14 protein-coding genes are annotated in these 15,230 nt (G+C 65.0%); 5 read left to right on the plus strand and 9 right to left on the minus strand.

From position 1 onward, the window contains the following. Nucleotides 1-11: 11 nt before the first annotated feature. The 4 genes from XI02_RS05105 to lepA all read right to left on the minus strand — a co-directional run bounded on the left by XI02_RS05105 (nucleotide 12) and on the right by lepA (nucleotide 5,045). Entirely contained in the window at nucleotides 12-1,184 is a 1,173-nt protein-coding gene (locus XI02_RS05105) for an acyl-CoA dehydrogenase family protein (protein ID WP_172648922.1), read from the minus strand. A 136-nt stretch (nucleotides 1,185-1,320) separates the two neighbouring features. Further along, on the minus strand, nucleotides 1,321-2,547 hold the full coding sequence (locus XI02_RS05110) for an MFS transporter (RefSeq protein WP_172648921.1): 1,227 nt from the start codon (nucleotides 2,545-2,547) through the stop codon (nucleotides 1,321-1,323). Nucleotides 2,548-2,800: 253 nt separating this feature from the next. Then, nucleotides 2,801-3,133 (minus strand): hypothetical protein, encoded by a 333-nt coding sequence (locus XI02_RS05115; RefSeq protein WP_172648920.1) that lies wholly within the window; start codon nucleotides 3,131-3,133, stop codon nucleotides 2,801-2,803. A gap of 100 nt (nucleotides 3,134-3,233) precedes the next feature. After that, nucleotides 3,234-5,045: a translation elongation factor 4 gene (gene lepA / locus XI02_RS05120; RefSeq protein ID WP_057019506.1), complete on the minus strand. Its 1,812-nt coding sequence runs from the start codon at nucleotides 5,043-5,045 to the stop codon at nucleotides 3,234-3,236. Nucleotides 5,046-5,322: 277 nt separating this feature from the next. On the opposite strand from lepA, the gene XI02_RS45090 reads away from it, so the two are divergent. Then, on the plus strand, nucleotides 5,323-5,496 hold the full coding sequence (locus XI02_RS45090; protein WP_244981174.1) for a M15 family metallopeptidase: 174 nt from the start codon (nucleotides 5,323-5,325) through the stop codon (nucleotides 5,494-5,496). 110 nt (nucleotides 5,497-5,606) lie between these two features. Next, a complete protein-coding gene (locus XI02_RS05130; RefSeq protein ID WP_172648919.1) occupies nucleotides 5,607-7,220 on the plus strand; it encodes a glycosyltransferase family 39 protein in 1,614 nt (537 codons plus the stop codon). Between the two features lie 201 nt (nucleotides 7,221-7,421). Here XI02_RS05130 and XI02_RS05135 read toward each other — a convergent pair whose 3' ends face one another. The 5 genes from XI02_RS05135 to XI02_RS05155 form a co-directional block, all read right to left on the minus strand. Then, nucleotides 7,422-7,748: an HPr family phosphocarrier protein gene (locus tag XI02_RS05135; protein ID WP_016843291.1), complete on the minus strand. Its 327-nt coding sequence runs from the start codon at nucleotides 7,746-7,748 to the stop codon at nucleotides 7,422-7,424. Next, nucleotides 7,745-8,146: a PTS sugar transporter subunit IIA gene (locus tag XI02_RS05140; RefSeq protein WP_021076632.1), complete on the minus strand. Its 402-nt coding sequence runs from the start codon at nucleotides 8,144-8,146 to the stop codon at nucleotides 7,745-7,747. The genes XI02_RS05135 and XI02_RS05140 overlap by 4 nt, the downstream gene beginning before the upstream one ends. A gap of 214 nt (nucleotides 8,147-8,360) precedes the next feature. Continuing rightward, complete coding sequence (locus XI02_RS05145; RefSeq protein ID WP_172648918.1) at nucleotides 8,361-8,801, minus strand: HPr kinase/phosphorylase; 441 nt, start codon at nucleotides 8,799-8,801, stop codon at nucleotides 8,361-8,363. Continuing rightward, complete coding sequence (locus XI02_RS05150) at nucleotides 8,798-10,606, minus strand: sensor histidine kinase (RefSeq protein WP_172648917.1); 1,809 nt, start codon at nucleotides 10,604-10,606, stop codon at nucleotides 8,798-8,800. Before XI02_RS05150 ends, XI02_RS05145 begins: the two co-directional genes overlap by 4 nt. Nucleotides 10,607-10,716: 110 nt before the next feature. Further along, complete coding sequence (locus XI02_RS05155; RefSeq protein WP_016843287.1) at nucleotides 10,717-11,418, minus strand: response regulator transcription factor; 702 nt, start codon at nucleotides 11,416-11,418, stop codon at nucleotides 10,717-10,719. 242 nt (nucleotides 11,419-11,660) lie between these two features. On the opposite strand from XI02_RS05155, the gene XI02_RS05160 reads away from it, so the two are divergent. The 3 genes from XI02_RS05160 (at nucleotide 11,661) to XI02_RS05170 (ending at nucleotide 14,940) form a co-directional block, all read left to right on the plus strand. Further along, nucleotides 11,661-12,395, plus strand: coding sequence for a HugZ family protein (locus XI02_RS05160; protein ID WP_172648916.1), 735 nt, complete (start codon nucleotides 11,661-11,663; stop codon nucleotides 12,393-12,395). Nucleotides 12,396-12,771: 376 nt separating this feature from the next. After that, nucleotides 12,772-13,146: a hypothetical protein gene (locus XI02_RS05165; RefSeq protein WP_172648915.1), complete on the plus strand. Its 375-nt coding sequence runs from the start codon at nucleotides 12,772-12,774 to the stop codon at nucleotides 13,144-13,146. A gap of 177 nt (nucleotides 13,147-13,323) precedes the next feature. Continuing rightward, on the plus strand, nucleotides 13,324-14,940 hold the full coding sequence (locus XI02_RS05170; protein ID WP_172648914.1) for a phosphoenolpyruvate carboxykinase: 1,617 nt from the start codon (nucleotides 13,324-13,326) through the stop codon (nucleotides 14,938-14,940). Nucleotides 14,941-15,230 lie beyond the last annotated feature (290 nt).

Below are 15,230 nucleotides of genomic sequence, written 5' to 3' on the forward strand. Positions count from 1 at the left end.
GCAGGTATGCTTCATCGCGCCGTCGGCGGCGCGGAGAGATTCCCCGCAAGGATCGCCTTGCCGGCGTCCTCATATTGCGTGTCGCGGGCCTGGATCTGCTGTGCGATCGCATGCATGTCGCGAAACCGCCGCTCGAACGGATTTTTCGCGAATACCGCCGTCGCGCCCGCCATGTGATAGGCGATGTCGACCACGGCGGCCGACTGGTGGATGGTCCAGGTCGAGGCGATGCGGATCGCGACGCGATGCGCCTCGGTGATGGGATCGCCGCTCGCGAGATCGCTCCAGACGTCGTGGGCCGTCGCGTACAGATAGGCGCGCGCCGCGCGCAGGCTCGCCTCGGTGCGGCCGATCTGGCCTTGCACGGCATTGTTGTCGCGCATCGCCTTGAGGCCCTGCGGGGTCTTGCCGCGGGCAAGCTCGGTCGTCGCATCCAGCATGGCGCGGGCGACGCCGAGCGAGGTGGCGGCAAAGCCCATGCTGAACACCATGTTGGTGGAGAGCTTGTAGAGCGGCCCCGGCTCGCGGCTCGCGGCCGGATCGTCGCGCAGCGCGGCGAATTTTTCCGGAATGAAGAGGTTGTCGACCGAATAGGAATCGGTGCCGGTGCCTTTCAGGCCGATCACGTCCCAGACGTCGTACATCACGGCCTGCGACATCGGAAACAGGATGGTGCGGATCTCCGGCGAACCGTCGGCTCTCTTGCGCGGTGAACCGTCGGCCTCGACGACGCGGACATGGGCGCCGAGCCAGCTCGCCTGCCGCGAGCCCGAGGCGAAATCCCAGCGCGCACTGGCGCGATAGCCGCCGGGCTCGGCACGGACCTCATGGGCGATCGCGCCCCATGCCAGGATGCCGGGCGCGGTGTTGAAGATTTCGTCGGCCACGTCGGGTTCGAGATAGGCCGCGGTCATGGCGCAGACGCTGCACTGGCCGAGGCACCACGCCGTGGAGGCATCGGCCTTGGCGATCTCCTCCTGCATCTGCATGAACGCGTCCAGCGTCGCCTCGGCGCCGCCAAAACGCTTCGGCAGTAGCGCGCGATAGAGCCCGTTCTCGACCAGCGCTGCGGTGACGGCCGGCGTCAGCCGCCGCGTCCGTTCGATCTCGTCGGCTTCACTTGTGATCAGCGGCGCCAGCGCGCGCGCCCGCTCGACAAGGTCTACTCCCTGCGGCTTGTTCATGCGTGTCCTCGGCGCCTTCTGTCATTCTTGTTGGGCGGGTGCGTGATGGTGACGCATCCGGCAAAGGAGGGCAAGGCGGGGCAGCGCCGATGCAGATCAGCCATCCGCCGCGCGCGAACGACGAACGCTGCCGCGCTCAGGCGGTGGCGCGGCCGAGATCGAGCGACGGCTGGCGCTTGGTGGAAAAACTCAGCGCCACCGCAACCGCGGCGAGGCCGATCGCGAACGAACCGGCGTGCAGCCACGTATAGCCGTGGAACGTGTCGAACACGTAACCGCCGGCCCACGGCCCGAGCGCCATGCCGAGGCTGGCGAACGCCGACACCGCGCCGAACACCGTGCCCATGATGCGCGCGCCGAAGAACTCGCGCACCAGCACGGCGTAGAGCGGCATCACGCCGCCATAGGCGAGGCCGAACACGACAGACAGCGCGTAGAATTCGCCGAGCTGCGCCACCGCGAGATAGGTCGCGATCGACAGCGCCTGCACCAGGAGGCCGCCGACCAGCACCGGCTTGGCGCCGAGCCGGTCGGCGAGCACGCCGAGCAGCAGTCGGCCGCCGAGCCCGGAGAAGCCGGCGAGGCTGTAGACCGTGACCGCGGTGAGCGGTGCGATGCCGCACACCATGGCGTAGGACACCATGTGGAAGATCGGCCCGGAATGCGCCGCGCAGCAGGCGAAATGCGCCAGTGCCAGCGTGATGAATTGCGGCGTGCGCAGCGCCTGCGCCGCGGTCCATTCGGTTTGCGGCGCGTTCGCGGCGGTCGGGATTGCGACGTCCGTTCCCTGCGGCGCCGGGCGCACCAGGAACGACGCGGGGATCAAGAGCGCCCATGCGGCGATGCCGATCACGAGCATCGCGAAGCGCCAGTCATAGGCGGTGATCAGCCAGCTTGCGGATGGCGCGACGGTCAGTGGCGACACGCCCATGCCGGCCGACACCAGCGCGACGGCGAGGCTGCGATGCTTGTCGATCCAGGCGCTCGCGAGCGCCATCATCGGCGCATAGAAGCTGCCGGCCGCGATTCCGATCAGCACGCCGAAGCAGAGCTGGAATTGCCACAGGCTCTGCGCCTGGCTTGCCGTCACGAGGCCAAGCCCGAGCAGCAGGCTGCCGGCGAGCACCACGACGCGGGTGCCGAAGCGGTCGGACAGCGCGCCCCAGGCGAACGCCGCAAAACCCATGCAGAGGAAATCCAGCGTCGCCGCCGCCGAGATGCCGGCGCGCGACCAGCCCATCGCATCCGAGATCGGCTGCAGGAACACCGCGAGCGACAGCATGGTGCCGAAGCCGACGCAGGTCATCAGCGCGCCCGCGCCGACGACGACCCAGCCATAATCCAACCGAGCGGTCTTGCTCATGCGTTTCCCCGGCGCTGTTGTTTGTTGTGGTGCGCGCAGGGAGGATGCTGGCCTATCCGAGGCCCAGGGGCAACATGACGGGCAACATGCCTCTCATTCCGGGATCAGCGGATTGTGAGTTGCGTGCGCAGGATGTCGCAGCGACGCGCGGCAAGAGCCTTTTCCGTTCCGATAGAATCGGAATGGGGCTCTTGATTCTTGCTTTGACGTGTTTTCTTCACGCGAACCGGGAGCCACTTCGCTCGAAAACGCTCTACCCGCACTGCCAGGCCCGGCCGATCGGCGTCCAGGTCCAGCACGGGCCAAAACTGCCGCCATTGTAGCGGCCGCGATAGAATCCGGGGCGGCCGAAATAGTACCAATCCCCGCCATACCAATATTGCGGCGAATAGTCCGGGTAGCCGCGCGCTGCGCCGCGCGGGCCGAACACCGGAATGGTTTGGTTCGGCGGCTGCCGGTAGCCGGGCAGGAAGCCATAGCCGTGCCAGCGCGTGCTGCCGTGCCGCTTCTTCGAGGACGCGGCCGAGCTCAGGTCCGGCTGCAGCAATGCGAGGATGACGATCAGGAGGGACAGAATGCGCAACATGATCGCAGTCTAGTCGGAGTGCGATGCAGTGGCGATTCAAATCATGGTGCGTTTTGTTGCTGGGACAAGAATGCGCAACAGTCGCGCCGGCGGCGGCGCCTCAGCTATCCACCTTGAGCGCGGCGATGAAGGCTTCCTGCGGGATGTCGACCTTGCCGAACTGCCGCATCTTCTTCTTGCCTTCCTTCTGCTTCTCCAGAAGCTTGCGTTTGCGCGTGATGTCGCCGCCGTAGCACTTCGCGGTGACGTCCTTGCGCAGCGCGCGCACGGTTTCGCGCGCGATCACCTTGCCGCCGATCGCCGCCTGGATCGGGATCTGGAACATGTGCGGCGGAATCAGCTCCTTCATCTTCTCGACCATGGCGCGGCCGCGGCCTTCGGCGCGGGTGCGATGCACCAGCATCGACAGCGCGTCGACCGGCTCGGCGTTGACCAGGATCTGCATCTTGACCAGATCGGCCGGCTTGTAGTCGGTCAGATGATAGTCGAACGAGGCGTAGCCCTTGGAGACCGACTTCAGGCGATCGTAGAAATCGAACACCACTTCGTTGAGCGGCAGGTCGTATTTCACCATCGCGCGGGAGCCCACATAAGTGAGCTCCTTCTGCGAGCCGCGGCGGTCCTGGCACAGCTTCAAGACGCTGCCGAGATATTCGTCGGGGGTGAGGATCGTGGCCTCGATCCACGGCTCCTCGATCTCGGCGATCTTGACCACGTCGGGCATGTCGACCGGGTTGTGGATCTCGAGCTCGGTGCCGTCGGTCAGCTTCATCTTGTAGATCACGCTCGGCGCGGTCGCGATCAGATTGAGGTCGAATTCGCGCGACAGCCGCTCCTGGATGATTTCCAGATGCAGCAGGCCGAGGAAGCCGCAGCGGAAGCCGAAGCCGAGCGCGGCGGAAGTTTCCATCTCGTAGGAGAAGCTGGCGTCGTTTAGCCGCAGCTTGCCCATCGCCGCGCGGAGCGTTTCGAAGTCGTTGGCGTCGACCGGGAACAGGCCGCAGAACACGACCGGAATCGCCGGCTTGAAGCCCGGCAGCATTTCGCTGATCGGTTTCTTGTCATCGGTGATGGTGTCGCCGACGCGGGTGTCGGCGACTTCCTTGATCGCCGCGGTGATGAAGCCGATCTCGCCGGGGCCGAGCTCCTCGACCTGCTCCATCTTCGGCGTGAAGAAACCGACGCGCTCGATGTCGTAGGCGGCGCCGGTGCCCATCATGCGGATGCGGCTTCCCTTCTTCATCACGCCGTCGACGACGCGGATCAGGACGACCACGCCGAGATAGACGTCGTACCAGCTGTCGACCAGCAGCGCCTTCAGGGTCGCGTCGCGGTCGCCCTTCGGCGGCGGCAGGCGGGTGACGATCGCTTCCAGCACGTCGGGCACGCCGACGCCGGTCTTGGCCGAGATCATCACGGCGTCGGACGCATCGATGCCGATCACGTCCTCGATCTGCTGCTTGACCTTCTCGGGCTCGGCGGCGGGCAGGTCGACCTTGTTCAGGACCGGCACGATCTCGTGATTGTTGTCGAGCGCCTGATAGACATTGGCGAGCGTCTGCGCCTCGACGCCCTGGCTGGCGTCGACCACGAGCAGGGAACCCTCGCAGGCCGCCAGCGACCGCGAGACCTCGTAGGCGAAGTCGACATGGCCGGGCGTGTCCATCAGGTTGAAGATGTAGTCCTTGCCGTCCTTGGCGCGGTAGTTCAGCCGGACAGTCTGCGCCTTGATGGTGATGCCGCGCTCGCGCTCGATATCCATCGAATCGAGCACCTGCTCCTTGCCCGCCATTTCGCGATCCGACAGGCCGCCCGTCATCTGGATCAGGCGGTCGGCAAGGGTCGATTTGCCATGGTCGATATGGGCGACGATGGAGAAGTTGCGGATGTTCGAAATCGGGGCAGTTGTCATGGGCGCGGGATAGCATCCGCACCCCCGCGCGGGCAACCAAATTGCGGTATTTTGCAGCGGTGTGACGGCGAATCACGACACCGTTTCCGGCAGGGTTGCCGTGATCGATTTTCTGGCCTGTTCCTGCCAGGTCCGGCGGCCCGAAAATCGTCTTTCGCGTTGCCGGCACCGGGCGGATGAGCATGCATGGCTACGCCGCCGCCATCGACCTCAACCTGAAAGTTTTGAATGATCGGCTGTGGCCAGCAAGGGCAGGACCATCCCCTGCAAGAACCGGATGCCGCGGGAGATCGTCGACATCTTCGCGCGCCACGGCTTCATCTGGGGCGGTAATTGGTGTCACTACGATACCATGCATGTCGAGTCCCGGCCGGACTTCCCGGAAAGTGAAGCCGCTGGCTGGAGGTGTTCTCACGCCAAGCTGATTTCACCGGCCACAAAAACGCGCTAAAGCGCGCTGAAATGCAGATCAGCACCCATCTGCGCTTCCGCTTCCATTCGGGCATGATCCTTCCGGGAAACCGCTTTCCACTTTTCCGGGGCATGCCTCAGGCACAGGCCATGTCGACCGCCTCCACGCTCCCCGCCGCCCGGCGCACCAACCGCAAGCTGACGATCCGGCGGGTCGCCGCCTGGATCGCCTCGCGCGCCACCGATCCCGGGACCAGCCTGTGGTTCGTGATCGGCTTCGCACTGGTTCATGCCGTGCTGTGGACGCTGATCCTGGTCAAGCTCAAGGCGGCACAGGACATCCATATGGATGTTGCGGAAGCCTATGCCTGGGGCCAGCGCTTCCTGCTCGGCTATGGCAAGCACCCGCCGCTGTCGGGCTGGATCGCCGGGGTCTGGTTCAGGATTTTTCCCGTCACCAACTGGTCGACCTATGCGCTTGCGATGACGACGGTCAGCTTCGCGCTGGTGGTGTGCTGGCTGATCGCGCTGCGTGTCGTCGATCGCCGCCGCGCGTTCTTCATGGTGGTGATGCTCGCGCTCTACCCGATCTTCAATTTCAAGGGCTTCAAGTACAATGCCGATCTCGCGCAGCTGGTGCCGCTGCCGCTGCTGGTGCTGGCCTATCTGAACGCGTTCGAGAAGCGCAGCTTCAAATCGGGTCTCTGGCTCGGCTTTGCCGGCATGCTGGCGCTGATGACCAAGTACTGGGTGGTGACGATGATCGGCGCCGTCGGGCTGGCCGCGCTGATCCATCCGCAACGGACGCAATTCCTGCGCTCGCCGGCGCCATGGGTTGCGATCGGCACGATGGCGGTGGCGATGATTCCGCATCTGGTGTGGCTGGAGGAGGTGGACTTCGTGCCGTTCACCTATGCCGGTGACGTCTACGCGCTGTCGAGCCGCGCACTCAACGTGCAGCTCGTGGTCGGCTATGTCGTGCACAATCTCGGGCTGCTCGCGATTCCCGTCGTGCTGGGCCTTGTGGCGCTGCTGCTGGGCTCGGTGCCGTGGCGGCCGTCGGACGTGCTGGCGCGGATCTGGTCGCGCGGACCGAATCCGGCCGTCAATCTTTCGCAGGCACTGAACGTCTGGATCATCCAGCTGATCGTTGCGATCGGGCCGCCGCTCGGCGCGCTGGCGTTCACCGTCTATATCAAGACCGATTGGGGCATCCCGCTGTTCTTCCTGGTGCCGCTTGCGCTGGTTGCGATCCCCTCGCTTCGCTTCCCGCGCATGGCGCTGTTCTCGATCACCGCGATCTGGTTCGTGGCCACGATCGTCACGCTGATCGCCGCGCCCAGCATCGCGACGCAGGAGATCGCGTCCAACCATGTCGGCGGTTCGACCTACGCCGCGCGCTCCGAGCTCGCGCGCGAGCTCACCCAGACCTGGCAGGACAGATTCCATTCGCGCTGGGCCGTGGTCGTCGCGCGGTCCGATATCGGCGAGCCGATGACGTTCTACAGTCCGGACCATCCGGCGTCGCTGGTGCCGGGCGAAGCCTGGTCGTCGGGGCTGACGTCGCTCGATGAAGCCAAGCGTCTCGGCTTCATCGGCGTCTGCGACACCACCGATCCGGTGTTCCTGAAGCCCTGCGAGGCGTGGATGACGGAGCACGCCAAGGATGCCGAGCCGCTGGTGATGACCACCATGCGCTTCTTCAACGGCCATCCCGGTCCGTCGACGGTCTGGAAGGTCTATCTGGTGCCGCCGGCGAAGTAGCCATTGCCAGGCATCAGTGCCGTGCTGTTCCGTCATCCTGAGGAGCCGCGAAGCGGCGTCTCGAAGGATCGAGGGCCAGCGGCCGGGCCGTGCATCCTTCGAGACGCGCTTCGCGCTCCTCCAGCGACAAAGGCGAAGCCTTTGCGCGGGGATGACGGGGAAGGCTTTCGCTTAGCGTAGCTGACGAGCGCGCGGCGGCGCTTACGTGCCTTCCTCGTTGAACTTGCTGGCGACGAGTTCGGCGATGGCGTCGAGCGCTTGCTGCGCCTCGTCGCCCTTTGCGGAGACCACGACCGAGGTGCCGGGCCCGGCGGCGAGCATCATCAGGCCCATGATCGAGGTGCCGCCGACGGTCTCGGTGCCGCGGGTGACCCAGATCTCGGCGTTGAAGCGCTCGACCAGCTGGACGAACTTGGCCGATGCCCGCGCATGCAGGCCGCGCTTGTTGACGATCAGAAGCTCACGGGAGATGGCGCCCGCTGGCACGCCCGGGCCGACCTGATTTCCGCCCGGAGCCTCGTCGCTCATTTGCCTGCGAGAACGCGGCTGGCGATGGTGACGTATTTGCGGCCGGCTTCCTGGGCCATCGCGATCGCGTCGGGCAGCGAGCGCTCCTCGCGAACCTTGGCAAGCTTGACCAGCATGGGAAGGTTGATGCCTGCGAGCACTTCCACCTTCGGGCGGCTCATGCAGGAGATCGCAAGGTTGGACGGCGTGCCGCCAAACATGTCGGTGAGAATCGCAACGCCGTCGCCGCTATCGACGCGGTTCACCGCCTCGATGATGTCGCTTCGACAGAGATCGGAATCGTCCTCGGCCCCGATCGTAATCGCTTCAATTTGTTTCTGCGGACCCATGACGTGTTCGAGCGCCGCTCTGAACTCGTCGGCAAGGCGCCCATGGGTCACCAGCACTAGACCAATCATCGGAAACTCCTCGCGGGCGCCCTTTGGTGCACCGCACGAACGCGCCACTTTGACCATCCAGAGGCCCTGCGCAAGAGGGCATCTTGGCTAGTCTCCCGGTTCCTGGCGGTAGAGAGGGGAGGCTGCGCCGGCAAAATCCGACGCGATAGTGGATGTGATATGGTTACCAATTCCCTTCCCACAATTGGCCGCAAGATTACGGGAACATGAACTTTCAGGTTGTCGTCAGCGCAGCGACAACCAGCGGCAGGGGTTGAAAGCCGATGCCGACGGGAATTCGCGGTATCGAAACACCATTAAGGCGAATCGTGAGCGCCTCAGGTGGCGGCAGCCGCTCGGCGTCGTCAGCGGCGAGGTCGACGACCAGCCCCACGACGGCCTCACCTGCGAACGGACAATGGCGGATTCCGAGGCCTCGGATCTCGATCAGACCGGCCAATTGCTGGACCGGACGAACCCACAATTGTTCGCCGGCTGTGTCGAGATGGACACGGTCATCCCCCACCAAAATGGCCGGCGGAAGCGCTCCGGTGCGCCCGGCGAGAATCAGATCGAAGGCGAGACGCGACTTGCCGGCGCCCGACGGGCCGCGGATCAGCACCGCACGCTCGCCGACCAGAACGGCGGATGCGTGCACGCTCGAATTGTCGCTCATAGTGTCGGCAGCCTGACCACGAAACGCGCGCCGGCGACGGTGGGCTTGCCGTCTGCATCCGCAGGGCCGAGGCGGTTCTCGGCCCAGATGCGTCCGCCATGCGCTTCGATGATCTGCTTGGAGATCGAAAGCCCGAGGCCGGAGTTCTGGCCAAAACCCTGGTGCGGCCGGTCGGTGTAGAAGCGCTCGAAGATCCGCTCCAGCGCGTCCTCGCCGATGCCGGGCCCGTCATCGTCGACCACGATCTCGACCTCGCCGCGGCTGCGGCGGCAGACGATGCGCACCTTGTCGCCCGGCTTGGAGAAGGATTGGGCGTTCGACAGCAGGTTCGAGATCACCTGGCCGAGCCGTGAATCATGGCCGGGCACCGAGAGCGTATCGGTCGGTCCGCGGCCCTCGAAGCGGGCTTCGACGGCGACGTCGTGGCCGAGCCTTGTCTCGTTGGCGACGCCGGTCAGCGTCGTCAGCAGCCGCCGCAGATCGACCGGCGCCATGTCCTGGCGCTGCATTTCGGCGTCGAGCCGGCTGGCGTCGGAGATATCGGAGATCAGGCGGTCGAGCCGCCTGACGTCATGCTCGATCACGGCGAGCAGCCGCGCGCGGCTGTTCTCGTTGCGCGCCAAAGGCAGCGTCTCGACCGCGGAGCGCAGCGAGGTCAGCGGATTCTTCAGCTCATGGGCGACGTCGGCGGCGAACATCTCGATCGCCTCGATGCGGCTGTAGAGCGCGTTGGTCATGTCGCGCAGCGCGCCGGAGAGATGGCCGATCTCGTCGCGGCGCCCGGTGAAGTCGGGAATCTCGACGCGGGTCTGGATGCGGTGGCGGACGCGCTCGGCGCCGTCGGCGAGCCGCCGCACCGGGCCCGCGATCGTGCTCGCCAACAGCAGCGACAGCATGATCATGACGGCGGAGGCGACGCCGCCGATCTTGAGGATGGCGAGGCGCTCGGACATCACCAGCTGGTCGATGTCGTCGCCTTGCGTCGTCAGCATCAATGCGCCGCGCACGGCGCGGAAATGCTGCACCGGGACCGCGACCGACACGATGATCGCGCCGCGTTCGGTGACGCGCACGGCGCTGCCCTTCATGCCTTCGAGCGATTGCGCGACTTCGGAATAGCCCTTGCCGCCTTCGGGACCGAGCTCGCGGTAGATCGGCAGGTCGCCGCGGTTGAGCCAGGTCTTGATCGTGGCCTTGGTCTTCTCATAGAGCGACGGCTTCTCCGACGGCGGCGGCAGCTCCATGCGAAGCACGTCGCCGCGCGCGAACAGATTGCGGCTGTCGAGGATCAGGCCGCCGTCGCGGTCGAAGATGCGGGCCCGCGTCTTGGTCGGCGCGATCAGGCGGCGCAGGACCGGCGCGACCCGCTCGGGATTGATCGGGAAGTCAGCCGATTCATCCGGCTGGCCATAACTTTCGCCGGGCTTGAGGTCGAGCAGGCGATCGGGATCGATGGTGACGGTATTGCCTTCGACGGTCGCCGAGGCCGCGATCGCCTCCGAGATGATCTCGGCATAGACCAAAAGGCTCTGCGTGCGCGCCTCGATCAGGCCGGCGCGAAACTGCGAGAGATAGAGGATGCTGGCGACCAGCGCGACGAGGCCGGCAAGGTTGAGCGAGACGATGCGGCGCGTCAGGCTCGAGAACGACAGCGCGAAAAAGAACTGACCGGCGCGGCGCAGCCAGCCGAGCGGACGGCGCCAGCCCTTGTCCTGCGCCAAATCTTCGGCAACGGCGTCCTGATCGAGGAGCTGTGACGCGTCCTCGGTATTCAGGCCTTGCTCGAGCTGCGTTCGATCAAGCACTGGCAAAGCTGCCGGTTGGTATGGATGTCGTCCCGCGAAGCAATCGTTCGCCCGAGCTTACCCCAGCCGTGCTGAGCCTGTCAGTTAACAAGCCGCCCGGGAAGCGCAGATCAGGCTTCCTTGAAGCGATAGCCGACGCCGTACAGCGTCTCGATCATCTCGAAGTCGTCGTCGACCACCTTGAATTTCTTGCGCAGCCGCTTGATGTGGCTGTCGATGGTGCGGTCGTCGACATAGACCTGGTCGTCATAGGCCGCGTCCATCAGCGCGTTGCGGCTCTTCACGACGCCGGGGCGGGTGGCGAGCGCCTGCAGGATCAGGAATTCGGTCACGGTGAGCGTCACCGGCTCGTTCTTCCAGGTGCAGGTGTGGCGCTCCGGATCCATCCGCAGCAGGCCGCGGTCGAGGGCGCGGGCGTCCGGCTCCTTCGGCGCGGCGGTCGGATCCTTCGGCTGGCCGCGGCGGAGCACGGCCTTGACCCGTTCGACCAGCAGGCGCTGCGAGAACGGCTTGCGGATGAAATCGTCGGCGCCCATTTTCAGGCCGAACAATTCGTCGATCTCCTCATCCTTCGAGGTGAGGAAGATCACCGGCAGGTCGGACTTCTGGCGCAGCCGGCGCAGCGTTTCCATGCCGTCCATGCGCGGCATCTTGATATCGAGAATCGCAAGGTCGGGCGGCGACGTGCGAAACCCATCCAGCGCCGACGCACCGTCCGTGTAGGTCATGATGCGATAGCCTTCGGCTTCGAGCGCGATCGAAACCGAAGTGAGAATGTTGCGGTCGTCATCGACCAGGGCGATTGTGGGCATGTGCTGCTTTCACAATGAGAGTGGCTTAAACGGCGGGCACTCTGGCGACGCGCCGTAGAATTGGGCTTCGAACGCGGTCAACGAGCAATGCAAGCTGGGCTGAAGTGTGACCGAGTTCCGCAAAAATCCGCTTCTGCGACCCACGCGATGGGTCCCCATATAGCACCCTTAGACCATGAGAAAAGGCCCTTTTTTCATAAGGGAACCCGCCCGATTCGCCCATAAAATGACCCGATAGGCCCATGCAACCGACCGCCGACTTCGATCCTGCCCACCTTGCCCGCTCGCTGCTCCGCCGCAGCCGCCAGGGCGCCCTCGCCACGCTGATGGCCGGGTCAGGCGATCCCTATTGCTCGCTGGTCAATCTGGCGAGCCATCCCGATGGCTCGCCGATCCTGCTGATTTCCCGCCTGGCGCTGCACACGAAGAACATTCTGGCCGACGACAGGGTGTCACTGATGCTGGACGAGCGCGCCGAGGGCGATCCGCTGGAGGGCGCCCGGATCATGCTGGCCGGTCAGGCGGAGGAGGTCGCGGAGGCCGGGCGGGAGCTCGTCCGAAGGCGCTATATCGGCGCCCATCCGTCAGCGGAAGCCTTTGTGGAATTTAAGGATTTTTCGTTCTTCCGGATCAAGCCAAGCGGTGCCCATCTGGTCGCCGGGTTCGGCCGCATTGTGGACCTCAAACCCGCGCAATTCCTGACCGATCTCGGGGGCGCCGAGGAGCTGCTCGAAGCTGAGCCCGGCGCGGTGGCGCATATGAACGAGGATCACCGCGAGGCCATGAATCTTTACGCGACGCGGCTGCTCGGCGCGGAAAGTGCCGACTGGCTCTGCACCGGCTGCGATCCTGACGGCATGGACATGCAGGCCGGCCGCGACACGCTGCGGCTGGATTTCCCCGAGCGCGTCACCAGCGGCACCGAGCTGCGCAAGATGCTGGTGCGGCTCGCCGGCGAGGCGCGCGCCAAGGGATAGCAAGGGATAGGAGAAAACCACCTGTCCGCCCGGCGGTGCTGCGGCCGTGGCGAGGCATGGTGTCGCATGGCCGAGGCGGCGCGCTTGCGCGGTCGCCGAGCCGAGGCGTCCTTCAACCGCGCGTCGCTTCCAGTCTGCGCGGGTTTGACAGCGCGATCATTTCGCACCGGCGCGTCATGTCATCGCCCGTGGGCTCGGTGTGCAAGCAAGAATTTCTGACGCTGCTGCATCGGAAAATCAGCCGGATCGCAATGTCGACCGCGACGACGCGCGCGTGCGACCGCGCTGATTGCGTTATCATCGATCGCCATGGGCAGCGATCGTCTCGCCGCCGAAACGCCACGTGTTGCGGAACATTCACCGCAGTTGAGCATTGATGCAATTGGGCTTCGACGAAGGCGTGTTGAGCGCAATCGAAACTGCTCGTCAGCAGCTCACATCTGCAGCTCAATGCCGATCAGGCGGTGCCGCGTGCAGCACAATGGTGGTCATGCTCGGCTCTGCAGCGCTGCGTCATCGCGCGGCGGCTCATCTCAACGATACATCCTCAGCGCGAAATGCATGCCCGGCATTCTCAGCGCCGTTCGCCTCGATCAGCGACGGCGCTGCCCAGCGGCTGGCACTTTTTGTGCATCGCAAAGCTTCGTGCGCGGCGGGAAAGGCGACGAAACGTCGCCCGACCGCCGGGAAAACAACGAGAAAACGAAAGCAAGGCGAAAGGGTTTCGCGCTGCGGTATTTGCGCCAGATGATGGGCGTGCCTTGGAATCAGCCAAAAGCCGTTCGATTGGCTTGGCAAGCCCGGCGATCCCCACTATTAGGTCGCCGGACCGAAGCCGAGAGGCTATATTCTGATCACGGTCACCGCGGCGGGGCGCGACTAGCGATATTCGCGCGAACAAGGATACGCGGGTTCGAGGAGGTTCTTCGTGCAAGAGACGGGCGTGCATAACGGTGCCTTCGGCGCCGACAAATTCGGCTTAAAAAATCTCAAGGGCGTGCATTGGAATTATGGCGCACCTCAGCTTTACGAGCATTCGCTGCGTAACGGCGAAGCGGTGCTGTCGGCCGATGGCGCGCTTTGCGCGGACACCGGTGTGTTCACCGGGCGCAGTCCGAAGGACAAGTTCACGGTCCGCGACGGCCTGACCGACAAGAGCATGTGGTGGGCCGGCAACCAGTCGATCACCTCGGAGCAGTTCGCTGCGCTCCATGCCGACTTCCTCAAGCATGCCGAAGGCATGACGCTGTTCGCGCAGGATCTCTACGGCGGCGCCGATCCGAAGCATCGCATCAAGACCCGCGTCTTCACCGAGCTTGCCTGGCACTCGCTGTTCATCCGCACGCTGCTGATCCGCCCCGATGCGTCGGAGCTCGCGAGCTTCGTGCCCGAACTCACGATCATCGACCTGCCGAGCTTCCGCGCCGATCCGAAGCGTCACGGCTGCAAGTCGGAGAACGTCGTCGCGATCGATTTCGCCCGCAAGATCGTCCTGATCGGCGGCTCGCAATATGCCGGCGAGATGAAGAAGAGCGTGTTCACCACGCTGAACTATTACCTGCCCGAGAAGGGCGTGATGCCGATGCACTGCTCGGCCAATGTCGGCTCCGACGGCGACACCGCGATCTTCTTCGGCCTGTCCGGCACCGGCAAGACCACGCTCTCGGCCGATCCCAAGCGCACGCTGATCGGCGATGACGAGCATGGCTGGAGCGAGGACGGCGTCTTCAATTTCGAAGGCGGCTGCTACGCCAAATGCATCAAGCTGTCCGGCGAAGCCGAGCCGGAAATCTACGCCGCCAGCAAGCGCTTCGGCGCGGTGCTGGAGAACGTCGTGCTCGGCGCCAACGATCGCGTGCCCGATTTCGACGACGGCTCGAAGACCGAGAACACCCGCTCGGCCTATCCGCTCGATTTCATCCCGAATGCCTCGCGCACCGGCTGCGCGCCGCATCCGAAGAACGTCGTGATGCTCGCCGCCGACGCCTTCGGCGTGATGCCGCCGATCGCCAAGCTGACGCCGGCGCAGGCGATGTATCACTTCCTGTCCGGCTACACCGCGAAGGTCGCCGGCACCGAGCGCGGCCTCGGCAACGAGCCGCAGCCGGAATTCTCCACCTGCTTCGGTTCGCCGTTCCTGCCGCGCGATCCGTCGGTCTACGGCAACATGCTGCGCGAGCTGATCGCCAAGCACAATGTCGATTGCTGGCTGGTCAACACCGGCTGGACCGGCGGCAAGTACGGCACCGGCCGTCGCATGCCGATCAAGGTGACCCGCGCGCTGCTCACCGCGGCGCTGAACGGCTCGCTCCGCAACGCCGACTTCCGCACCGACAGGTATTTCGGCTTCGCGGTGCCGACCTCGCTGCCGGGCGTCGAGCCGCACATCCTCGATCCGATCAAGACCTGGGCCGACAAGGCCGAGTTCGACAAGACCGCGCGTGCGCTGGTCGGCATGTTCCAGAAGAACTTCGCCAAGTTCGAAGCGCAGGTCGACGCCGAAGTCCGCGCCGCCGCGCCGGAAGTGAAGCTGGCGGCAGAGTAAACCGCGCAGGCGATACGCGATTTGAAAAGGCGGCCCTCGTGGCCGCCTTTTTATTTTTCGACGTAATCAGCGAAGCGTGCACCTTTTCCATCCGTCCAAGCTGAGCCGCGAACGGCGTTACATCCTCCACCGTCGTCCCGGCGAAGGCCGGGACCCATACTCCGCAGCGGGTGTTGTGAATGGGACTCGTCGTTCCGACGTCGCGCAACAATGACCATCGGTGGTTGATGGGGTGGACGGCCCCCTACGGCATCAGTTGTGCCAGAATGAGGTTGTTGCAATCTCAGACA

Source organism: Bradyrhizobium sp. CCBAU 21365 (assembly GCF_015291305.1).
Classification (GTDB): Bacteria; Pseudomonadota; Alphaproteobacteria; order Rhizobiales; family Xanthobacteraceae; genus Bradyrhizobium; species Bradyrhizobium elkanii.